The sequence below is a fragment of the Algoriphagus sp. genome (genome assembly GCF_024305035.1).
Classification (GTDB): Bacteria; Bacteroidota; Bacteroidia; order Cytophagales; family Cyclobacteriaceae; genus Algoriphagus.
In genome coordinates this window covers 42385-64600 of sequence record NZ_JAMWZB010000009.1, presented here as the reverse complement: position 1 = coordinate 64600, position 22216 = coordinate 42385, and the positions used below count along the sequence as shown (strand labels likewise).

Below are 22216 nucleotides of genomic sequence, written 5' to 3'. Positions count from 1 at the left end.
AGGTTATAACGCGTTGGCAGCGTTCCAGAACAACAGAAAAGCTTCAAAAAATATCCTGATGTTCATAAACAAATCAATGACCCCGCCAGGTTTATTGGGAAAAGTGAACAATATGAATACATAAGGTCGGAATTAAACAAACGAATTTCTTTTACAGGGTAGGAATTATCTGAGAGCGCAAAGTTCTTGCGCATAACTGGTGCAAAAACCATTTCAGATGCAGAACTACGTGCAACCCGGCTCATAAATAAACTGGAACTCCGACAGACCCACCCCATAATCTTTGAGTTTTGTAAAGCAGAACTATTAGCAGACAAGTACTTCCACACTGATTTTGAAGCTGGGAAAAGTATTGCAGAAATAATCAGGCAAAGAACCGGGTTGACCGAAAATGGGGGTGAATTAGTTGAGAAAGCATTCAGTCTGAAGAACCCTATGATAAAAATTAATGATTTAGCCAATGAAACAAAAGAAAGTGAACATAAAGGCTTTGCTAATTTGATCAAGGGGGTTTTCGAGATGTTTAGAAATACTACCACTCCTGTTCCAAAAGTTAATTGGGATATTAATGAAGCAGATGCGCTTGACATTCTGTCAACTATTTCATTGATTCACAGGCGCCTTGACATCAATATCAAATTAAGCACAATGTCTCCCTCCTGATGATTGAATCATCAGGTATTCGTCCAGGTAAAAAAAGTCCTCTTTCTGCAGGTTGGATCAACCCCTTAGGGTTTGAAACGAAAATCCTCTGAAGGAGATTGAAGTGAAAAGCCCGGCCACAGGAACGGCCAATCTGATTTCAAGTTTTTATCATTTGATTTTCAATTAGGATATAAAATGCCTTGACAATCATCCCAATTACTTGTCAAATTATTTATTATCAACAATTTACTCGTAATCACCTAAGCTCATCTACCCAAAAAAAGACAAATTCTTTGAATCCAATATTTACCAGTTTTTGAAATTACTGGCATTTATTTGATTTCTAATATTCACCATATTTTCTTAACTTTGGTAAAAATTGGATAAAATGCCTAAAATCATAGATAATAAGCTTATAGAAGAGTTTAAGAACAAAGAGTCCTTCAGCCGCGAGGAACTTTTCGATTTCTACCGCTCATTCGAACCTGACCTAAAGGAAGGAACACTAGGTTGGCGAATCTATGACCTGAAAAACAAAAACATTATCAAGCCACTTAAAAGAGGATTGTATGTTATTTCATATAAGCCTCCCTATAAACCTGAACTTTCCCGTGACCTATTAAAAATTGCACATCGAATCAACGATGTATTTAAAGAGATTAGGTATTGTATTTGGGAAACAGGATGGCTCAATGAATTTTCCCAACACCAATCAGGCAAACGAATGATCCTGGTTGAAATAGAGAAGGACTTTACGGAATCACTCTATTTCGAGTTGAAAACCTCCTCAAAACGGGAGATATTTTTAAACCCTGACAGCAATACTATTGACTTTTATATTGCTGAAAGTAATTATCCGGTTGTCATAAAGAAGCTTACCAGCCGCTCTCCTATTACCACCAGGACAAAGGAAAAAGTAAAACTTTACACCCCCCTCCTTGAAAAAATTCTAGTGGACTTGTTTGCTGACGATAAAATCTTTTACCATCTCCAGGGAGCTGAACTAACGCATATTTATGAGCATGCAATAAACCACTACACCATCAATTTCACAAAACTCTTCAGTTATGCCAAGCGAAGGGACAAAGAACCAGAAATAAAGCAGTTTATGATTAACCACATGTCTCACCTTGTAAATGAAATCATAGAATGATCAAGGACCACTGTTTCACTGAAGAATGGCTTGAGGCCTTCCGGAAGCAAAAAAATCACAGCCGCATTGACAAAATCATTCTTGAAAAAATGATTTATGCGCTCCACCTGCTGGAGGAGCTTCGGGCCCGTGGGCTTGAATTCGTTTTTAAGGGAGGCACCAGCCTGGTCCTGTTATTGGAACAGGACAATCGTTTTTCTATTGACATAGATATCATCTGCACAGCAGGCAGGGAAGAATTGGAGTCCATATTCGGAAAAATTGTAGAGGTATCCAGGTTTACCGGCTTTGAAATAGATACACACCGAAGTTACTTACCCGGTGTACCCAAAGCACATTATAAATTTTCATTTGAAACTAATCTCCAGGGTTCAGGCACAATTCTATTAGACATCCTCTTTGAAAAACAACTCTATCCGGAACTCATTGAAAAACCTATAAATACAAAATGGATAGAAGTAGAAGATGAACATTCTGTCACACTGCCATCGGTTGACTCTATAACAGGCGATAAACTCACTGCATTTGCGCCAAATACAATCGGCATTCCCTATTTTAAAGGCAGGGACCGCCAGCCATTTTCCATGGAAATATGCAAACAGCTCTTTGACTTGAGTAGATTATTTGAGCAAATCCGGAACATGGAGACGGTGGCTGCAAGTTTCAAAGCTTTTTCGGGACAGGAAATAGCCTATCGAAAAAATGGCCAGGAACAATTTGACTTGACTCCGGGAGACATATTACAAGACACGCTGGATACCTGCCTGATCCTGGCAAAGCGTGGAACAGGTTCAACTGGGGAGCAGGAAAAATTTGCTGAATTACAAAGAGGAATCCGGGCCTTTGGCACAGGATTCTTAATGTCAGGAACATTCCGTATTGACGATGCCATTCCCGCATCAGCAAGGATTGCTTACCTCGCTGCTAAACTAAAGGTTAATGACCTTTCCCCAATTGATTATTATAACGGGCAAGATGTAAGTAAACTGACTATTGAAGACCCTGATTGGAATTTCTTAAATCGTCTTAAACGTCAGCCTGACAAATCCTCTTTCTATTACTGGTACCATACAATCAGGCTGCTTACTGGTTCAAAAAACAATCCTTAAGTGGAGTAGACACAATAGAGATGAATAAGCATAATGTAACTATTTTGACATGCAAAAATTGGAATTCTTTGACTCAATTAAAGCTTTGTGGGAGACACTGACTTATTGACCTACGAGGAAGTTATTGCCTCGCTCAGAAAAAAAAACCGGAAGAAACATTTATTGCTGGGCAATGGCTTTAGCATGTCCTATGATTCCGGGATATTTTCGTATAATGCCCTAAGTAAGTTTTTGGAGAATATAGAGAACGATACTCTTCAAAAGCTTTTCGGAATAATTAAGACCAGTAATTTTGAGTTGCTGATGGAGCAGCTCGAAAATGTTGCTAAAATTGCCGGAGTTTTTGGCGCTGAAAAAGGAGTAGTCGACAAGATTCACCAGGCTACCACAACCTTAAAAGAAAGCTTGATTGAAGCCATCAAAGAACTCCATCCTGAACATGTCTTTTCCATTTCAGAAGAGAAAAGCCAGGCTTGCGCGGATTTTCTTAATGAGTATCTTTCTCAAGAGGGCAATATTTTTACTACCAATTATGATTTGTTGCTCTATTGGGTTTTAATGAGAAACCAGCTCGATCGGATTGGAGACGGTTTTGGAAGAGAAACCGACGAGACTGACGAATTCATAGCTCCTGAAGACAGCATGTGGTCTGAACTGCGGTGGGGCAAAAACAAGGATACACAATCAATTTTTTACGTTCACGGAGCACTCCATATTTTCGATGCCGGGATAGATATCGTTAAGGAGGAATACAGCAACGAACATGTTTTATTGGAAAATGTCAAAGCCAGAATGGCAAGAAAGGAATACCCCATCTTTGTAACGGCCGGGAACGGAGAAGAAAAACTAAGTCATATCCGGCATAACAGGTACCTGTCTTTCTGCTACGACACGCTCTCAAATCTTGAAGGCTCCCTGATATGCTTTGGCTTTGGTTTTGGCCCCTATGATGAACACATCATCGCCGCTATCAATAAAGCGGCAAAGAAAAAGAAAGAAGGTGATGGTAAATGGCATATGTTGAATAGCATATACATCGGAGTTTATTCCGATTCAGACTTGAAACACCTGAAAACTATTGAAAGTAAGTTTAAGTGTTATGTCCGGTATTTCGACGCTAAAACGGTAAAAGTTTGGGGTTAGGCTTTATACCCGACCGCAGTAATTGCCAATAAAAACAACATATGGCTCAACAGCTTGAATTTATCATCAGGGAATTGATCAGCAAAAACAGGGAAGGGAGTTTCTGGGACTTTAAATCTGAACCGCACGACAATAATGCTTCCCTCCTCCATGACATCCTTTGCCTGGCTAATTCGCTACATAAAGGAGACAAATACCTCATCATCGGTATAGAGGAAAGCCAAGAAGGAACCTGGGTAAAAGGATTGGCCCAAAATCAGCCCAACCGGAAAAAGCAATCCAATTACATTGATTTCCTTAGAAGCAAAAGTTTTTCGGGAGGCAAACGGCCTGAGATTGAACTACAGACACTCAAAATTGAAGACAACGAAATCGATGTACTGATAATTCTTGACCGGCCATTTAAGCCCTATACACTGACTGAGGATTACAAGGACAGAGGAACAACAGTCAAAGCCCATCATATCTATTCCAGAATAAATGATACCAATACCCCGCTTAACGCCTCCACAGACTTTTGGATTGTGGAGAAAATGTGGCGGGAAAGGTTCGGAATTGACCTTACCTCGCTTGACAGGTTGAAGGCCTTGCTCAAAGAGCCTGGAAACTGGTCTATGGACATTGGCAATAGTAATCATTTTTACCACCTGATATATCCTGAATACTCCATCATCCTGAGCGAACCGGAAAGGTTTTATGAGCCCTATAGCTACTTCTACACCAATGAATCCTCATTTCTGGGAACAGCCAAATTCATGTACCATACCACACCTATTGCGGAATTGGAATATATGTATTGCGATGAAATGCGGATCATGCTTCCTGTGCCAAAAACCGGCTACCTTGATTTAGAGATGGGAGACCAATGGTACTATCACTACCTATTGGATTCCCTGAATGGGCTGTTTTTATATCTTTTGACGAAGGGTGAGCTTTCCCTGGAGTCGCGAGGAATGTCCGCACCCTTTATCATCTTCAGGGATGAGGCAGAAAAGCAGCATTTCGAAGATTTTTTAACTGACAACCAACCCCTTCTTGAACAAACAGCTGTTGGATTTGCCGGAGAATTTGCCTCAAGAAACATCAAGAGGGTAGGGAAAGAATTTGGTGTTGACCCAGCTTTCGCGGATAAAGTATATCAACTTTTTAACAGATGGAAGTCGAATGCCAGAGCAGATGAATTATAAGCCTATTCAGAATAAGCTGGGTAGATTTACCTACAACTCCTTGGTTCGGGAGTTGCTATCTATACTTAAAAACCAGGAAAAATCATCCCGCCCCCAGGCTTTTTGGCAAGGCTTACTTCTGCTCAGGTGGGCAATTGAATTTGGAGGTCGAAATTATCCATTGAAGGAAGCTTCTCGCAAAGATATCATTAGTCTGTATCAACAAATCGAAAAACTAGAAAACGCACACAACATCTTCTATCCCGGAAGAAACGGCGGCAATCTCAAAAAGACCTTCATTATTCTTTCACTGCAGCAAATGGTTTACCAGGAAAAGGCCTTTTGGGATTGTACGGCAAGACAATATCTGTTATTCAATCAAATAAAGCACAAGTATGATATCGCAGGCAGTTTTGAAAAATTGACCGGAATTTCAATAACAGATTTTTTAAAAGTTCTTCATTTTAAACTTCTTCTACTTTTAAATGACACCGCTTCAGAAAAAATAATTAAAGGAATCTCAATTGATAGGTTCCCTGAATTAGTTGAAATACAATTTGGGTCGAAACTCAGTAATCAATTGTTTAAACTATGGACCATATCGCGAGAGTCCATAGATGTGGCGATAAATATGGATACTCGTCAGATTCGAAATTACAACCTCCAGATTTTTGAACCATCGATATTCACCCGGAGGCCTATGTTTCTCTTCGATAATCGCGTAATCATTCCCCATAGAGACATATTGAACGTGACCATCAATCACTTCATCTATGAATTTATGAAACATAAGGACCCTGACTTCTCTCCGGAGCTAGGACGCCGGATGGAAAAATATGTTGAAATGGGTCTTCATGAATCGGGGATAGATTTTAAAAATGAAAATGAGCTAAAGTCCAGGTTAGGAAAACACCACACCCTTGTAGATTTTCTTTTGGAAGATCATATTGTTGTTGAAGTAAAAGGCATTGAAGTTAAGCCCTTCACAGCAGCGAATCCTACTGATGAAATTCTTGCAAATGAATTCAGGCAGAATATAGTTAAGGCATATTGTACTCAAATGATTTCTGTGGTTTCATCAATAGCTTCACACGGAACTGAATATTTTGGAATCATTATTACTTATCGAGATTTAATGCTTGGGAATGCCACAGATTTATGGGACCAGTTTTTGAAAGAAGAAGCTGAGAAGATTGGACTAAACGAGGAAAACATTAGCCTCCTACCAGTTGAAAATCTCTTTATCATGGATTTGCGTACCTGGGATTATTTGGTTCACCTTTTAAAGAGCAAACAAGTAACCCTAAAGGAACTTTTGATAAAAATCAGGGAAACAGATAAAGACCCGATAACGAAAAAATACAATTTCAGAATGCACCTGGACGATTATTCCTGTCACCCTCTTGATCTAACTTATTTATTAGAAGTCAGGGAGAAACTCGATTAATTAACTCTCCGCCCATTCCTTAAATCCTTTTGCCCGCTTCTGGCTGATGATAATCCTGTTAGCCAATTCGGGCTGCACTATCAATTGTAGTTTACCATTTCCTATGGGTTCGAAATACTCACAAGCATGCCGGTTCACCATTACCTGGCGGTTTGCCCAAAAAAAACTTCTTACCTGGCAACAGGTATTGTACTTGGTCCAGTGATTGGGTAACCAGAAAGTCAACAATCCCGCCATTCCACACCCGTTACCTTTCCGGAAAAGTAGGCTTTGGGTTGATAACCGGAAAACTTGGTAAACTCATGGATAAAGTGTGCCTGGTCATAATAACCGCAGTCTAAGGCTAGATGGGCTAGGTTAAGATCCTTGTTTTTATAGAACTCAGTTGCGTGTTGGAACCGAAGAATTCGGTAGTATTTTTGGGGACTCAAACCGGCATAATTCAAGAATTGGCGCTCAAATTGCCTTCTGGATAAATTACAGTCTGCTGCCAGTTTTTCAATAGTGAATTCTTGTTGGTAATTCACAAGAGATTGTATGACTTGTTGGAATTTCAGTTCGTTTGGGAGTGTATCTCTTAGCCTTCTTCGAAGAAAATCAGTCATTATTTTCATTCTTTCTTCATTAGACACCGCTCCCAAAATCCGCTCCTCCAACATCCGACCCTCTTTTCCTAGAAAAGATTGAAGATCCAGCATTTGATCACTTAAGGCCAAAGAAGGTATATTAAACAGAAAGGGGAGGGCATAAGGATAAAAATAAATACCAAAAATTCCAAAGGAGGAATCACACTGATATTCCTGATAAACAGAAGATACTCCCGTTATTTCATAGATTCCGAATTTTTTTTCAAGTTGAATCCCTTTAAATTGTTGTAATTCATTAGTTAAGTTTGTTTTCTCTCTGTAAATTATTCTGTCAGTATGGTTTATATTCTTTGACTTAAAAGTTTGTAGAATTTCTAATTCCCTTTTTTGTTTTTTCAGCTCACTTTCGGTCTTTAACGTTTTCTTTTTATAATATCCGGAATAATCTAGATACATTATTCCAGAGCACATTCCTATTCCAAAATTTCCATCCCTATTTTTAATCGCATAGGCGATAAGTTTGGTATTTGCTGGAATATACATATCACAAGAACTTCCAATTCCGTTATCACTTCTTCCATAAATATAAATTGACTTTAGGTTTTCTCCTTTGAATAATTCATTAATTTGAATATCAGCTTTATATCCTGCCTCATTTCCTTTGTTGGGATAAATTTTGAGGATTGTCACATTGGCAACGAAATCAGATCGAATGAATTTTTCGGTGATATCCGGCGGGTTACAATCGCAAGCGAAGGCTCGCAATGAAAGTAGAAAGATTGAAAGATGCAGGATTTTTTTCATGGTTGGCAAGGTTGAGGTATTACCCTGATATGAGGAACCTGAGCATTTAAAGACTATCTCACGGTTTGCATCTAAGAAACGTGGGGTTTTTCGAAGCGATTATTTGTTTCGTGCCTTCAGTACATTTTGGTGGTCAAACACTCCACCGAATTGGTTTCTTGATGAAGTTGAAAAGGGATAATTCTTAATGCGGATATTAAGATACTTTCAGAAGGTAACCGAATAAGAAATTTACCCTTATCGAAACCCCAACTTTTCCCTCACCCGATTCAAAATTTTCTCGCCTTCGGTTTTGGCCTTTTCTTCTCCCGCAGCCAACTTTACCTCAATTTCATCCGGATGAGCCATGTAAAAATCAAAGGCTTTCCGCTCTTGGGCATACTTGTCTAAAATCAATTCATAAAATTCCTTTTTGGCATGACCATACCCGTAATTTCCACCCAAGTATTTTTCCCGGAGTTGGGCCGTTTGGCTTTCTTCAGCGATTAGGCTATAAAGCTTGAATACATTACAGGTGTCTGGGTCTTTGGGATCCTCCAATGCGGTGCTATCGGTGATGATGCGGTTGATGTTTTTTTTGAGTTGCTTCTCCGGCAGGAAAATATCAATGTAGTTTCCATAGGATTTACTCATTTTCTGACCATCCGTTCCGGGAATGGTTTTTACCGACTCGGAAATTCTGGCCTCAGGAATTGTCAAAATTTCCTCTTCCACGATTCGGTTAAAAGCAGTTGCAATATCCCGGGTCATTTCCAGGTGCTGCATTTGATCTTTTCCTACAGGAACCAAGTCTGCCGAATACAACAAAATATCCGCAGCCATCAGGACAGGATAGGTAAAAAGGCCTGCATTCACATCGGCTAATCGTTCGGACTTATCTTTGAAACTATGGGCATTGGCCAGCATGGGAAATGGCGTAAAGCAGTTCAAATACCAGGTCAATTCCGCGACCTCTGGCCTTCGGGATTGGCGGTAAAAAACTGTTTTTTCGATATCCAGTCCAAAAGCCAACCAAGCCGCGGCTACCGCAAGGGTGTTTTCTTTGCGCAAAACTCCGTCCTTGGAACTGGTAAGCGAATGAAAATCCGCAATAAAAATATAGGATTCTTCGGTATTTTCTTTAGCCAGTTGGATAGCAGGGACGATCGCTCCGAGGATATTTCCCAAATGGGGTCTTCCACTACTTTGGATACCTGTAAGTACTCTTGCCATTGCTCTAATTTTGGCGCAAATTAAGTAAATCAGCCTATAATTCGTCTGGATTTATCCGTTATTTGCAGTATGAATACCCGCACCCAATCATTCTTCTTCTTAATTCTAGGTTGTTTCTTCTCCCAAGTCATTAGTGCCCAGGAGCTTCCGGTCTCCAAGTTGGTTTGGGAAGTCAATAAAGTGAATCTGGGAACTGTATTTGAAGAAAACGGTCCTCAGGTAGCTACCTTTCGATTTACCCACACCCAGGATTCGGTCTTTGTCCTAGAGCGAGTTTGGACTGATTGCGGTTGCACCACGGTGGACTACACCCAGGACAGCGTAAATGTAGGAGAAGAAGGAACGGTTTCCGTGTCATTTAACCCCAGTACGACGGCGGGTTATTTCTCCAAACTGGTGGTGGTTAAAGGGAACCTGCAAGGCACCCAAGATACGCTCTACATCGAAGGGGTTTCCATCCCTACTCCCCAAAATCCGGACTTGGATTATCCGGTGCGAAAGGGGGATTTAGGTTTTAGGTTGGAAAAGGTCAATATGGGGGAAGTGTTTACTCATGAACCCAAAATCAAGGAGGTGGAATTTTTCAATTTCGGTGAGGATCCCCTAATTCAAGACAGCCTGAGGTTTTATGCTCCAGATTACATCGATCTACGACTAGTGCAGGATTCGGTTCCCCAACATTCCCGGGGCTTGCTTCAATTTTCGTACAATGGAGCTGAAAAAGGCGACTTGGGTTTCTTTGAGGAAGGGATTTCCTTGACTTTTGGCGATTCGATTCCCCAGCAAATTGCCGTCTTGGCCAATGTTTTTGAATATTACCCGCCGTTTGCAAAAAGTGACCTTCGCGTCATTCCCAATTTGAAAATTAGTGAGCCAGAGCTTGATTTAAGAGAAATTTCGGCTAATGAAATTCAAAATGAATGGGTAACGCTGATGAATAATGGCCAGAAAACCTTGGAAATCAAAAAAATACAGGGAAACTGTGAATGTCTAACTTTAGTGATACCTAAACAGGAATTGGCTCCTGGCGAGCAGATGAATTTAGAAATTACCTTTGATCCCAAGGGAAGAAAGGGAATCGATCAGCGGAATATTTTTATTTTCAGCAATGATCCTTTAAATCCCGTTCAATCCTTGGTAATCAAGTCTCGAATCAAGTAAATTAGGGTTAATTCAAGCTCCATTCATGAACACTAGACATTTATTTTTTTTGATTTTCCTCCCGCTCCTTTTTGGAATGAGCCTGAATTCCGTACCAGAAGAAAGTCTTTTTCGAGTAAAACCGTATTTGCAGCTGTATGGGCAGGGAAATATTCAGATTACTTGGTTTTCAGATCAGAATCTACCAAGTGAAATTTTAGTTAAAAATGCAGAAGGAAGCGTCGTTTGGGAATCTGGAGTGACAGGGGAATTCATTCCTGAGATTTATTATACCGCACAGGAAAAAGCCCAAATGATTTCCGATTTGCCTCAAGGTTCCTGGCTTTTTGCTGAGCAAACCCATCGCTACCGGGTGGCTCTTGTGGATCTGCCAGCTGGCCAAAGCTACAGCTATGAGGTTACCCTTGGTTCAGAGAAGTTTAGCGCCAGTTTTAAAACCAAACCTGATCAAGATTGGGAGAGTTTACGATTTATTGCGTTTTCGGATAGTGAGACCGAACCTCGGGGTAGAGATCGGCATCGGCCTTGGGCCCCCGGCACACCCTTGCTTCGACCTTTTGGGTTGACGGTTCCTTCGCTATGGAAAGAGAAATTTGGATTTACTACCCAAAGTGGAATTGAGATTCCCCACTATTTGCTTAGTGAAACTCAAGGTTATGCAGAAAACCTAAACATCATCAAATCCCGGAAACCCGACTTCATCCTCATGCCCGGCGACTTGGTTCAAGGTGGGGGGTATCAACCTGCCTGGGATGAATTTTTCAGGCACAATGCCGGAGAATTTGATCAGGTGCTGACCAGTTTACCTTTGATACCGGCTTTGGGTAACTGGGAGAATTATGGCGGAATCAGCGGCGGCTATCGATACAATGATCGAGGGGAGTTTGCTCCCAAAGTGGGGCGCATGCGCTTTCATGCTTATTTTGAAACCCCTGAAGAAGATCCACTCAAAAAACATCGTCAGAGTTATTATCGCGTGGACTATGGGCCGGTGACGATTCTGACCCTGGATTCCAGTAATGGTACTCCGGATCAGTTGGCCTCTGATTTTTCAGACGAGGAGAAAGTTTCCGGTAAGGAATTGACCGAATTGGGTACCGATACACAAGAAAATTATACAGCGGCAGAATACGCGAGTAATGGAGGGACAGACTTGTCAGGATTTCATCCGGGGAGTGACCAATATCGATGGCTGGAATCCAACCTCAAAGCGGCTTCAGAAGCGGGTCAGCTGATTTTTGTCCAATATCATCACATTGCCTATAGTTCCGGTGAGCATGGGGTACCGCTCAATCATGAATTGTCAGTAGGCCAAACAGGACTTCCCATGCGGGTTCTTCACCCCCTTTTGGAAGAATATGGAGTGATTGCAGTTTTGAGTGGGCATGATGAGCTATTTGAGCGAAGTGTGGTCGATGAAAATGGCGATGGCAAGGGAGTTTTGTACTATGATGTGGGCGTGGCAGGCGATGGGATTTTTGGGGTGAAACGCGATTACAGCGCTATTCCTTTTCCCAAGGTGGATTATAATCCGTTTAAAGTTTGGACCGCGGATGAAAATTCGGAGGAAATCTGGAATTCTGCAGGTGCCAATCCGGTAATTACAGACGGGGGAAAGCATTATGGACATTTGGAAGTCAATGTAAGCAAGGTAAAGGATGGAGCCAAAACCTTTGCTAAGGTGGATTTTACTCCGGTTTATGTCTTTCCTCAGATGAATGAGGCCTATGAACTTCAATCGGTCGAACGAAGGGTGTATCCTGATGAAGTCAGTGTGCTGGTTGAATTGACCGGAGCAGAAACCACCCTCGAGCCCCTCTTCAAATCTTCCATTCGCGTGGAATTGAATGAAAATGGAATGGCGGAGACCAGTCTTCAGGATTATCTGGAAAATGAGGTTCAATCGGACTGGGAAGTGATTTTTTCCCGATCCGAAACCTATACCTGTGCAGACCTTTCGGGTACTGAAAATGAATTGAAAATCACAGATTCAAAAGGAAATACCTGGACCAAAGTGGTGCTGGTAGAGGTGCTGGACACCCTTCCTCCGGATTTTGAAGCTACAAATGCAAATCTTCCCTTTGATCAAACGATCGGAAAAGCGACCTTATCCCCTGATGATTTTTATATCCGGACCGAATTCATTTATGAGAATTGTTTGGCGACTGCACCGGTCCGTATAGACCTGAGTAAAACTGAAATTACCTGTTCGGACCTGAATCCCGATGGAACCTACGAGCCGATTACCGTAGAAATCACGCTTACAGATCAATCCGGAAATTCAACCACTAAGAAGCGAATGGTTGAACTGAATGTCTTTGAGTCGAAGAAAGTCTCACTTTCTGCCCTCAATGAGCTCTATGAAGGCGGAGAGGTAGAGCTCAGACTAGGAGAAGAACTCGAGTATGAGGTTTTGTCCTGGTATCGGAATGATCAATTGATAGAGGGAGAAAAAGGGAATTCGATTTTAGTCCAGCAACAGGGATTGTATTATGCCGAGATTCAATTGAGTAATGGCTGTCAAGTGAAATCTGAGCGTTTGAATGTGGAGCAAAGTTCATTTGATTTTCCGGAGTTAAAAGCCGAGATTTTATTGGAACTGGGTTCAAATGGCAAGGTGGATTTGGCTCCGGAATCGGTCTTTTTGCGTTGGCCATTGGAAGATCCCAACTGGACGGTCTCTTTGAGTCAGCAGCAATTTGATTGTTCAGATTTAGGAGAAAAGACCATTGAGGTAACCCTCACGGATGAAAGCGGAGCAATCTGGACCAGGAACTTGGGATTGAGGATAGCAGACAAACTTGCCCCGAATTTGGTAGTCAACAATCTGGAAGTCCATTTTGATGTCAGCATCGGAAAGGTGGAACTAACAGAAGAACTGTTGATTGAGGAATTTTCGGATAATTGCGGGGAGTTGGAATTTGGATTGAGCCAAACCGAATTGACTTGCGCCGATATTGGGAAGAAAGTGGACATCCGGGTTGTGGCTGAGGATTTTTCAGGCAATCGAACCGAAAAGACCGCAGTGGTCACCGTTACGCGTTTTGAATCCGATCCGATCCAAATTCAAGGGGAGTCTTTGATTTGTGAGGGGGATGAGGCAAGACTTGAAGTAAGTTCAGAAAAAGATTTTGAAGTAGTCGAGTGGCGTAGAAACGGGCAAAAGATTTCGGGACAGCACACTAAAGTTTTGGAAACCAAGGAACCCGGAGTTTATCAAGCCTTGATTCGCTATGCGGGTGCTTGTTTGAGCGAATCCAATGATTTTGAAGTTGAACTTGCCCAATTTCCAGAAGGTGCCATTATCCAAGATGGATCTAAATTAGTTGCCCCTGAAGGGGTAAAAGGCTATCAATGGTATCGGAATGGGGAATTGTTGGAAGGAGAAAATGAACGAATGCTCGAATTGAATCAAATGGGTAGCTATGAGGTAGAACTGGAAAATGAGGTGGGTTGCAAAAAAAGGTTAAGTGCCATTGAAGTGAGCATTTCAGGCTTAATCTCCCGGTTGGATGTCATGGAATTGACCCTGTATCCCAATCCGGCAAATCATCAAATTAAGGTGAAACTTCCCCGCGATTTAGGCTTAAAAATTGCCTATTTTGACGTCTTTGAAATGAATGGAAAACGGGTGACCGAATCACTTTTTACCAGAGCGATGGGTGATGCTGTGCTTGAAATAGAGGTAGAAACCTTAAGTTCGGGGGTATATTTGATCTGGGTGCTGGATGAAAAGGGTACTGCTTATTTGGGTCGGTTCAGTAAAGTAGAGTGAGAACTGAATTTTTTTTAATCAATTAATCGGTTTACGAAGTAAAAGTGAAAAAGTTGGCGCTAAAATCTAATACCTGAGCAAGCGGATATTCTCCACCCATGCCAAGGAGGGGTAGAAGAAAAGGCCTGGAATGAAATTGAAATTAGGTAAATCAACCTTTTGTATTCTGTAGACCTGGTCCGGTGAGCGTATAAAAAATGCCCAGTTGGATTTTCTGAGCATTTTGTTTGATATTCAGGCATGCGGTTATTTAAAAGCCGGAATCCCTGTTATTTCATTTCCTAGAATCAGCAGATGAATATCGTGCGTACCCTCATAGGTGATCACAGATTCCAAATTCATCATGTGTCGCATCATCGGGTATTCCCCGGTAATTCCCATACCGCCATGAATTTGTCTCGCTTCTCTTGCAATAGTAAGAGCCATTTCTACATTGTTTCGCTTGGCCATTGAAATATGAACGGTTTTGGCTTTTCCCTCATTCATCATCTTGCCTACTTTCCAAGCCAAAAGCTGGGCTTTGGTGATTTCGGTCAGCATTTCGGCCAGTTTTTTCTGGGTAAGCTGGAAAGCACCGATTGGCTTGTCGAATTGAATGCGCTCCGCAGCATATTTTCGGGCAGATTCATAGCAGTCCATTGCCGCTCCGATTGCTCCCCAAGCAATCCCAAAACGTGCCGAATCCAAGCACATCATGGGTGCGCCGAGTCCGGATTTGCCAGGCAATAGATTTTCTTTGGGAACCTTCACGTTATCGAATACCAATTCTCCGGTGCAAGAGGCACGAAGTGACCATTTACTGTGCGTTTCTGGAGTCGAAAACCCTTCCATTCCACGTTCCACAATCAATCCGTGAATTCTGCCCGCTTCATTTTTTGCCCAAACCACGGCGATATCTGCTTTAGGTGAATTGGAAATCCACATTTTAGCGCCATTGAGCAAATAATGGTCTCCCATGTCCTTGAAATGGGTGGTCATCCCGCTGGGATTGGAGCCATGATCTGGTTCGGTTAGGCCAAAACAGCCCAGCATTTCTCCGGAAGCCAATTTGGGAAGGTATTTTTTTCGCTGCTCTTCAGAGCCGAATTTATAGATGGGATACATCACCAGCGAGCCTTGCACCGAGGCCGTGGATCGCATCCCGGAATCCCCCCGCTCGATCTCCTGCATAATCAACCCATAGGCAATATAGTCCAGGCCACCTCCGCCGTATTCTTCTGGGATCTGCGGACCAAAGGCTCCCACATCTCCGAATTTTTTGACAATCTCGGAAGGAAAATGGGCTTTTTGTGCCCAGTCTTCGATGTAGGGAGAAATCTCCCGCTTGACAAAGTCCCGGATCGAGGTTCGGATCAATTTATGCTCCTCTGTTAAAAGATCGTCCAGATCTAAAAAATCCACCCCTTCAAATGTATCCTGCTTTTGTGATTTTTGGATTCCCTCGGCCCCCATAGTTGATTTGGTTTATTGAATTCTATCAGACAATTTTACCGGGAAGAAAAGCTTCCCGCCTAGACCCGAAATAAATAGATCGCTTCTTAAAAAACTATCTTTTTTCCTAAAAGTTGCCCCATGCACGAAAACCAATTTGATCCTCAGATTTTAGATAAAATCCATTTGCTCGAGGAGAAATTCAAAGCCTCCGGACAAGATATGCTTTCCTATTTGGAGGGCTTGCTTTATGCAGATTATTTAACCTATTGGGAATATATCAATTTGGATGTGTTGCTCTCCCTTCAGCAACCCAAAACCAGCTTCAAGGATGAAAAGATTTTTATTATTTATCATCAGATTACCGAACTGTATTTCAAGCTGATTATTTCTGAAATGGAACAAATCGCTGATCATAAGCCGCTTTCCCAAGAATTTTTCAAGCAACGCTTGGAGCGAATTCTGATGTACCTGGACCATTTGATTTCTTCCTTTGCCATGATGTGGAAGGGCATGGAGCGAGAACAATTCTTGAAATTTCGCATGTCGCTTCTTCCGTCTTCGGGTTTTCAAAGTGCCCAATACCGGGAAATCGAACTGATGGCAACGGATGCTTTTCATTTAGTCACATTGAATCGAAGAGACGAATTTGACTACCATTCTCCTTCGGATGATCTTTTTGAGCATTTGTATTGGCAGCAGGGAGCCATTGAGTTGGCAACGGGAGAAAAGACATTGACGCTGAAAAATTTTGAGCTCAAGTATGGGAAAAAGCTCAAAGAATTGATCGAAAACTACCGAAGAAAAAATCTCTGGCAGCGCTACCTGGAAATCAATCAGCCGGATGAAGAGTTGACTGAGCTCATGAAGCAGTTGGATTTGAAAGCCAATGTGTTTTGGCCATTGGCACATTACAAGTCGGCGGTTCGCTACCTGCAGCGCGATCCGGTGGATATTGCTGCTACCGGAGGCACTAACTGGCAGAAATACCTTCCTCCGCGTTTTCAAAAAGTGATCTTTTTCCCTGAACTCTGGACCGAAAAGGAAATCGAAGAGTGGGGAAAGGGCTGGGTAGTGAAAGAGATTTTCGGGGAAGATTAATTTCTACTTTCGATTATCTGGGGTAGTTTTCCATTACAAACCGCTCCGCATTCCCAAAACAAAAATCATTCACAGCCGCGGCTACATCTTCCCGCGATTGGAGGTGGTTGAGGTACTTTTTGTTTCCTGATTTTCGTGCTTGATCGATGGTGAAAACCAAATTATTGGCCATCAATTCAAACTCCAGAGCGCTGGGATAAGGGTCCACGGGATCGATCAGACCTTCGAAGTCCGTTCCAATCGTGATGCATTTCCAGACTTGTTCCTTTTCTTGGTTGTTGAGATTCGGATTGGTATAGGGACTTTGGATAATGGCTTCTAGGTTTTCCCAAATAAGCTGAATCCCGTTTCGATTTGGGTTTTCTTTCAGGTCTTTTTTAGTGATTCCCAATATCCGCTGATCAAAAGAAAGGCCGAAAAGCCCTTTGGTTTTCACAATCATTTCGATATCCTCATCGCACATATTGATATTCCAGGCATTGAATTTTCCGCTGGGATCGGTGTAGTCGTCTTGTTCCTGATCTTCCCGTTCGATATGCTTGTCCAGAGTGGAAATCCCCGAATAGGCACAGTGAGAAGCGATCACGGGGATTCGATCTCCTTTTTGATGGCATTTATTGACCAAACTGTAAAACTCTTTGCGTGAGCGTGCACTCATGTGCTTGACGTCGATAAGAATTCGGTAGCCTAGGCTTGAATCCCGTTCAAAGTTCGAGTCAATACTCAGGAGCGCTTTGATCACACGTCTTCCATCATTGTTGAACCCCCCGTTCATTCGTTTTCGCTGGTTCAAAAGCATTTTCCCCATATCCGGAATGGAATGTGCATGGCCGCAAAGATGATTATCAAAATGATGGGCAAACGTGATAAAGAAAACAGGAAATTTCCAGACCGTCTTGATGAAGTGAATCCGATCGGAGATTTCTTCGATGGATCCTACCCTGTCCGTACCCAAAGCATGGGCACCTTCTATGGTCAAAATCATGGTGATCTCCTGATCATCAAGTAGCGAAGCTTCCAATTCCCTTCGATCAGCGGGAATTTTGTAAGCTGCTTTTTTAGCAAGGTAAGACTTGGGAAACTGCTGCATTCTTCGCATTTCAGCTTTTTTCCGGCCGATAAATTTCCCGGGAATATGAATTTCATTCTTGTGGATTACTTTCCCCGAATCCATGCTCACAAACTCCAATTCCCGGTTTAGCGATTCCCAATAATCATATGCTGGAGATTGAAAAAAATCGACTGCTGCATCCGGAATCCGCATATAAGCCACTTGGATAAAATCCCGTAATGGAAGCTTATGTGAGGTAGCAAATGCGATCAGAAACTTATACCATTTATCCTCTCCGAATTGCGGCTTCATTCCTTTGACAAATTCCCGCTCAAGCGGGTAGAGGGAATTAAAGGTCAGTCTCAAATTCGAATTCCAGCATTTGACCAGATCCATTTGAGAATAGGAGGCCCCCATTTTTCCGGCTTGGTAGTTTCTTCGATTGGAAGCGATTACTGTCCAAGGACTGAACTTATCACTGCGCCGAAATTTCCGCTCCTTCTCCTGCATCTGAAAATGGGCCCGCATGTGATTGTGGCAATGTAAATCTGAAAATTTTCTTCGCATGGCTTATGAGCTAAAAATGGAACCTTCACCCTGGATCACGTGGATGATATCTTCGACTACTGAAGGGGAATTGGTATAATACCAATGGTGAACCGTGTCGTGGAGCAACCCTTTGTCATCTTGGATGGGGGTGACATCGCATTGGTAAATATCATCGGGAAGATTGATGGAATTTTTGGCTCCCCATCTTCCGAGTCGATTGAAGGCATTTTTGGTTAGCTCGGAAACACCCAAAGCTTGATCTTTGTTGTGATAATACACATGAACCCGCTCTCCAAAATCAATCAAACGATAGAGGGGATGGGGTTGCTCCAGCGCATAATAATCGATATCTGCTCCCACTAGGATGATTTCTGCGAAAAGGGAATTGATTTCCATGCCGATGTCGACCACACCTCTTACCATATTTTCCAAGACTCGATTCCCCATGCTATGGCACATCAAATGAATTTTTTGTTGGCATAGAGGCTTCCGCTCCTCCACAAATTTCTTTTTGAAAAACTCTCTGAGCGAAGCCATGGAACGAGCCAAGGCAAACCCAGACTGCATGGCATCGTAGGCGTCGGAACGGTATTTCAACAGTTTTTTCTTTGCCGGCCAGGTGAACAGGACCAGATGCTTGATAGGGGAGTTTTCAGGTTCTACGTATTTTCGGTGCAGCTCGGCCAGGGTTTGCATGGCTGTTTCCAAATCGGATTTGAACCCATGAACAAAAACCAGAATATCTTCCTGAATTGGCATGCCCTTGGCTTTTTCTCCAGCAGCAACTCCGGCTTCATAGAGCTCATTAAAAACCTGAGAGGAGGGAAAAACCGATTTGTTGACCTCCTTATCGTCTGCGTATTTGGCAAGCAAATCTTCGTTCACCTCTGGAAGGATTTTGATGTCAAAATCCTTTAGCTTTTTTGCTTTGTTGGGATCGAAGCGAACGGTTCCATAACGCAAGTTATGTCTGGCTTCCTCATCCCCATCTTTTCGCATGTATTCACGATCATTAACTGCGATGTAGTTTTTGCTGTTGCGGGAGGTAACTTCCCGATTGGTAATGAGATAATGTGTGACCATAGGAATAGAGTAAAAGAGTTGAAACACTTAAAAACACCCACTAAAATCTTTGTAGGAACCCGATTGCTTTTCATTAAGCATGAACACCTTAAATTTTGCAAATAATCTTTTGAATCACAATTACTTGTTCGATCTTTTCCATGTGATTTTTAGGTTATTTCTTCTTTAAGTTTTTCCACGGTCTAGAAGATTTGAGGATCCCTGTGCATTTTTGAATCCTTATAAATCACTACCCATCATGAAACTGCTAAACATCACCTTCGTTTTTGTCGCCCTGCTTGGCCTGGCTTCCTGCGATTCCAAAAAATCCGTCACCAAAGGGGAATCCATCACCACCATCACTTTTGGTTCATGCAATAGACAAGATGATCCCCAGCCACTATGGGATCCGATTTTAGCGGAGAATTCCGACCTATGGATTTGGATGGGGGATAACATCTATGGGGATACTCATTCTATGGATACGCTTCGGGAAAAATATGCCCGGCAAAAAGCCCAACCTAAATACCAGGAATTAAGAAATTCCACCGCCATCATTGGCATCTGGGATGATCACGATTATGGGATCAATGATGGGGGAAAATATTATGCGAAAAAGAAAGAATCTCAACAGTTGATGATGGATTTTTTGGATGTACCCAAAAGTGCCCCCGAGCGAAAGCGGGAAGGAGCTTATGCCGCTTATATGTTTGGTTCAGGGGATAAACAAGTGAAGGTAATTCTCCTTGATGCGCGCTATCACCGCGATACGCTGATGCGTGAAAATCGAAATTACCTTCCCAATGAGCAGGGACAGATTTTAGGAGAAGCGCAATGGAAATGGTTGGAAAATGAATTAAACACCAGCCAGGCTCAGGTCAATTTAATTGTGTCCGGAATTCAATTTTTACCAGTGGACCATGTGTATGAAAAATGGGCTAATTTCCCCAAAGAACGGGAACGGCTCTTGGACTTGATCGCTTCATCAGCTGTAAAAACACCTATTCTGCTCAGTGGGGATCGACATATTGCTGAATTGATGAAATTGGAAGATGAACGCTTTCCAGAAGGCCTCTATGAAATTACCTCAAGTGGATTGACCCATACTTGGAGTAAGGCAGGGGAGGAAGAGAACCGATTTCGGATCGGTGAATTGATCGCAAAACTAAATTATGGATTAGCCGAAATTGATTGGCAGAATCGTTCGGTTGACTTTCATATCAAGGGGCTGGAAGCGGAAACTTATGCCAGTCTCAGGGTTCCATTTTCTAATCAATAAACGCATAAACTATGGTTAAACGGAGAGAATTTATCAAATCATTGGGGGCCAGTTCGGCGATGTTTTGGGGTATGGGAGGCGCTGTATTAGCAGAAAACCCTACCTTCCAAAAGCAAGCAATGGTATCCCGGTTTTCACCGATTCGTGTTCGGGGGAAAGTAAGTGCTGCAGGAAAAGGTATATCTGGGGTTGCCATCTCGGATGGAAGGTCAGTTGTGCAGACCGATCAAAATGGAGAATACACCCTTCTCAGCTCCTCGGATCGGCAATTTGTATTTGTTTCCCTTCCTTCAGGATATCAAATCCAACGTCAACAAAATGGTTCTGGCCGGTTTTATGAACGATTACAGGCCGACCAGGAGGAGCAGCAGATTTCCTTTGAACTAACCAAAACCATCCAATCGGATGAAAACCATCATTTCTTACTGCTTTCCGATACTCAGATCCAGGACGCCTACGAAGCCGAACAACTGTTAAGTACCAGTATTCCGGATGTACAACAGACCATCGCCAAAATCAATGACCCCAATATGTTTGGGATTGGCTGTGGGGATCTGGTTTTTGACCGTTTGGAACTATTTAAGGAGTATAATCAAGGGATTGCCGCAACAGGAATTCCTTTTTTTCAGGTTCTTGGAAATCATGACATGGATTTTGGCGTTCGCTCTGATGCGGGAACAGCCCAAACGTTTAGCGGTCATTTTGGCCCAACCTACTATTCCTGGAACCGTGGAGAAGTTCATCATGTGGTCTTGGACGATGTTTTTTATCTCGGAGTAGGAACCAAATACATTGGCTATATCTCTGAAGAACAATTGGCTTGGCTAGAGCAGGATTTGGCTTGGGTTGAAAAAGGGAAAACCGTGGTGGTTTCTTTGCATATTCCCAGTTATACCGGAGCCGTTGAGCGTTATCCTGATCGGGATACTTTGGGTGGAACGGTGAGCAATCGGGAACATCTTTACCGACTGTTGGAAGGATACCAAGCCCACCTCTTATCGGGGCACACCCATTTCAATGACAATATGATCATGGGGCATGTTTACGAGCATTGTCACGGAACCGTTTGTGGAGCCTGGTGGTCAGGGCCAATTTGCTATGACGGGACCCCGAGCGGCTATGCAATCTATGAAGCAAGGGGTTCGGAACTGAAATGGACCTACAAGGGAACAGACTTGAGTGAACAGGAACAATTTAGGGTTTATCACAAAGGGTATCATCCTAATTTTAAGGATTATGTCTCAGTCAACTGCTGGAATTATGATCCGGCATGGGAACTCAGCTGGTATGAAAATGGGATCAAAGTGGGTTCACCGGAAAAAATACGGGCTTTGGATCCTTGGAGTATGGAGTTGCACACCGGCCCGGAATTGCCCGCCCGCAGACAATGGGTAGAACCCCAACTCAATGATCACATGTTTTTCTTCAAACCAGATCAAACCGAGAATTTGGTCTTCGAAGCCAAAGACCGATTTGGTCGGGTATTTTCTAAGCAAGTAAAGTTCTAAAAAACATAGGCCTTGAATAGGGGATTCAAGGCC

The 22216-nt window shown here is 42.5% G+C and carries 17 protein-coding genes; 11 read left to right on the top strand and 6 right to left on the bottom strand.

Annotated features, from left to right (window positions below; genetic code table 11):
* The first annotated feature begins 186 nt into the window (after nt 1-186).
* The 6 genes from Q0L00_RS06620 (at nt 187) to Q0L00_RS06595 (ending at nt 6663) form a co-directional block, all read left to right on the top strand.
* The gene (locus tag Q0L00_RS06620) at nt 187-663 is read left to right on the top strand and encodes a TIGR02391 family protein (RefSeq protein WP_297336084.1); all 477 of its coding nucleotides are present in this window, start codon (nt 187-189) and stop codon (nt 661-663) included.
* 370 nt (nt 664-1033) lie between these two features.
* Entirely contained in the window at nt 1034-1798 is a 765-nt protein-coding gene (locus Q0L00_RS06615; RefSeq protein ID WP_363318517.1) for a DUF6577 family protein, read from the top strand.
* Nucleotides 1795-2907: a nucleotidyl transferase AbiEii/AbiGii toxin family protein gene (locus Q0L00_RS06610; protein WP_297336082.1), complete on the top strand. Its 1113-nt coding sequence runs from the start codon at nt 1795-1797 to the stop codon at nt 2905-2907. Before Q0L00_RS06615 ends, Q0L00_RS06610 begins: the two co-directional genes overlap by 4 nt.
* An 87-nt stretch (nt 2908-2994) precedes the next feature.
* A complete protein-coding gene (locus tag Q0L00_RS06605) occupies nt 2995-4050 on the top strand; it encodes a DUF4917 family protein (protein ID WP_297336081.1) in 1056 nt (351 codons plus the stop codon).
* A gap of 41 nt (nt 4051-4091) precedes the next feature.
* The gene (locus Q0L00_RS06600; protein WP_297336080.1) at nt 4092-5237 is read left to right on the top strand and encodes an ATP-binding protein; all 1146 of its coding nucleotides are present in this window, start codon (nt 4092-4094) and stop codon (nt 5235-5237) included.
* Nucleotides 5215-6663 (top strand): hypothetical protein, encoded by a 1449-nt coding sequence (locus Q0L00_RS06595; RefSeq protein ID WP_297336079.1) that lies wholly within the window; start codon nt 5215-5217, stop codon nt 6661-6663. The genes Q0L00_RS06600 and Q0L00_RS06595 overlap by 23 nt, the downstream gene beginning before the upstream one ends.
* On the opposite strand, the gene Q0L00_RS19670 is transcribed toward Q0L00_RS06595, so the two are convergent.
* From Q0L00_RS19670 to trpS, 3 genes are all read right to left on the bottom strand, one after another.
* Nucleotides 6664-6900 carry a LytTR family transcriptional regulator DNA-binding domain-containing protein gene (locus Q0L00_RS19670; RefSeq protein ID WP_363318516.1) on the bottom strand — a complete coding sequence of 79 codons (237 nt, stop codon included), beginning with the start codon at nt 6898-6900 and terminating at the stop codon, nt 6664-6666.
* Nucleotides 6885-8054, bottom strand: coding sequence for a helix-turn-helix domain-containing protein (locus Q0L00_RS06590; protein WP_297336078.1), 1170 nt, complete (start codon nt 8052-8054; stop codon nt 6885-6887). The genes Q0L00_RS19670 and Q0L00_RS06590 overlap by 16 nt, the downstream gene beginning before the upstream one ends.
* Nucleotides 8055-8291: 237 nt before the next feature.
* Nucleotides 8292-9266: a tryptophan--tRNA ligase gene (gene trpS, locus Q0L00_RS06585; RefSeq protein WP_297336077.1), complete on the bottom strand. Its 975-nt coding sequence runs from the start codon at nt 9264-9266 to the stop codon at nt 8292-8294.
* Between the two features lie 69 nt (nt 9267-9335).
* On the opposite strand from trpS, the gene Q0L00_RS06580 reads away from it, so the two are divergent.
* Both Q0L00_RS06580 and Q0L00_RS06575 read left to right on the top strand, forming a co-directional pair.
* Nucleotides 9336-10427, top strand: a complete 1092-nt coding sequence (locus Q0L00_RS06580) for a DUF1573 domain-containing protein (RefSeq protein ID WP_297336076.1) — start codon at nt 9336-9338, stop codon at nt 10425-10427.
* A 25-nt stretch (nt 10428-10452) separates the two neighbouring features.
* Entirely contained in the window at nt 10453-14202 is a 3750-nt protein-coding gene (locus Q0L00_RS06575; protein ID WP_297336075.1) for a T9SS type A sorting domain-containing protein, read from the top strand.
* A gap of 246 nt (nt 14203-14448) precedes the next feature.
* Here Q0L00_RS06575 and Q0L00_RS06570 read toward each other — a convergent pair whose 3' ends face one another.
* Entirely contained in the window at nt 14449-15654 is a 1206-nt protein-coding gene (locus Q0L00_RS06570; protein ID WP_297336074.1) for an acyl-CoA dehydrogenase family protein, read from the bottom strand.
* 120 nt (nt 15655-15774) lie between these two features.
* Between Q0L00_RS06570 and Q0L00_RS06565 the strand changes: the two genes are divergently transcribed.
* On the top strand, nt 15775-16734 hold the full coding sequence (locus Q0L00_RS06565) for a tryptophan 2,3-dioxygenase family protein (RefSeq protein WP_297336073.1): 960 nt from the start codon (nt 15775-15777) through the stop codon (nt 16732-16734).
* Between the two features lie 13 nt (nt 16735-16747).
* Here the strand turns inward: Q0L00_RS06565 and Q0L00_RS06560 are convergent, their stop codons facing one another.
* Both Q0L00_RS06560 and Q0L00_RS06555 read right to left on the bottom strand, forming a co-directional pair.
* Nucleotides 16748-18352, bottom strand: a complete 1605-nt coding sequence (locus Q0L00_RS06560) for a membrane dipeptidase (protein ID WP_297336072.1) — start codon at nt 18350-18352, stop codon at nt 16748-16750.
* 3 nt (nt 18353-18355) lie between these two features.
* Nucleotides 18356-19417, bottom strand: coding sequence for an alpha/beta hydrolase (locus Q0L00_RS06555; RefSeq protein WP_297336071.1), 1062 nt, complete (start codon nt 19415-19417; stop codon nt 18356-18358).
* A gap of 238 nt (nt 19418-19655) precedes the next feature.
* On the opposite strand from Q0L00_RS06555, the gene Q0L00_RS06550 reads away from it, so the two are divergent.
* Together Q0L00_RS06550 and Q0L00_RS06545 are read left to right on the top strand one after the other, a co-directional pair.
* A complete protein-coding gene (locus tag Q0L00_RS06550; protein WP_297336070.1) occupies nt 19656-20675 on the top strand; it encodes an alkaline phosphatase D family protein in 1020 nt (339 codons plus the stop codon).
* 11 nt (nt 20676-20686) lie between these two features.
* Nucleotides 20687-22183, top strand: coding sequence for a calcineurin-like phosphoesterase family protein (locus tag Q0L00_RS06545; RefSeq protein WP_297336069.1), 1497 nt, complete (start codon nt 20687-20689; stop codon nt 22181-22183).
* The last annotated feature ends 33 nt before the right edge of the window (nt 22184-22216 follow it).

Excerpts from the sequence above, each read along its gene's own strand:
- Q0L00_RS06555 (WP_297336071.1), bottom strand. The coding sequence starts at position 19,417 with ATGGTCACACATTATCTCATTACCAATCGGGAAGTTACCTCCCGCAAC.
- Q0L00_RS06575 (WP_297336075.1), top strand. The coding sequence starts at position 10,453 with ATGAACACTAGACATTTATTTTTTTTGATTTTCCTCCCGCTCCTTTTT.
- Q0L00_RS06610 (WP_297336082.1), top strand. The coding sequence starts at position 1,795 with ATGATCAAGGACCACTGTTTCACTGAAGAATGGCTTGAGGCCTTCCGG.
- Q0L00_RS06565 (WP_297336073.1), top strand. The coding sequence starts at position 15,775 with ATGCACGAAAACCAATTTGATCCTCAGATTTTAGATAAAATCCATTTG.
- trpS (WP_297336077.1), bottom strand. The coding sequence starts at position 9,266 with ATGGCAAGAGTACTTACAGGTATCCAAAGTAGTGGAAGACCCCATTTG.
- Q0L00_RS06570 (WP_297336074.1), bottom strand. The coding sequence starts at position 15,654 with ATGGGGGCCGAGGGAATCCAAAAATCACAAAAGCAGGATACATTTGAA.
- Q0L00_RS06545 (WP_297336069.1), top strand. The coding sequence starts at position 20,687 with ATGGTTAAACGGAGAGAATTTATCAAATCATTGGGGGCCAGTTCGGCG.
- Q0L00_RS19670 (WP_363318516.1), bottom strand. The coding sequence starts at position 6,900 with ATGGCGGGATTGTTGACTTTCTGGTTACCCAATCACTGGACCAAGTAC.
- Q0L00_RS06615 (WP_363318517.1), top strand. The coding sequence starts at position 1,034 with ATGCCTAAAATCATAGATAATAAGCTTATAGAAGAGTTTAAGAACAAA.
- Q0L00_RS06550 (WP_297336070.1), top strand. The coding sequence starts at position 19,656 with ATGAAACTGCTAAACATCACCTTCGTTTTTGTCGCCCTGCTTGGCCTG.
- Q0L00_RS06590 (WP_297336078.1), bottom strand. The coding sequence starts at position 8,054 with ATGAAAAAAATCCTGCATCTTTCAATCTTTCTACTTTCATTGCGAGCC.
- Q0L00_RS06595 (WP_297336079.1), top strand. The coding sequence starts at position 5,215 with ATGCCAGAGCAGATGAATTATAAGCCTATTCAGAATAAGCTGGGTAGA.
- Q0L00_RS06580 (WP_297336076.1), top strand. The coding sequence starts at position 9,336 with ATGAATACCCGCACCCAATCATTCTTCTTCTTAATTCTAGGTTGTTTC.
- Q0L00_RS06600 (WP_297336080.1), top strand. The coding sequence starts at position 4,092 with ATGGCTCAACAGCTTGAATTTATCATCAGGGAATTGATCAGCAAAAAC.
- Q0L00_RS06560 (WP_297336072.1), bottom strand. The coding sequence starts at position 18,352 with ATGCGAAGAAAATTTTCAGATTTACATTGCCACAATCACATGCGGGCC.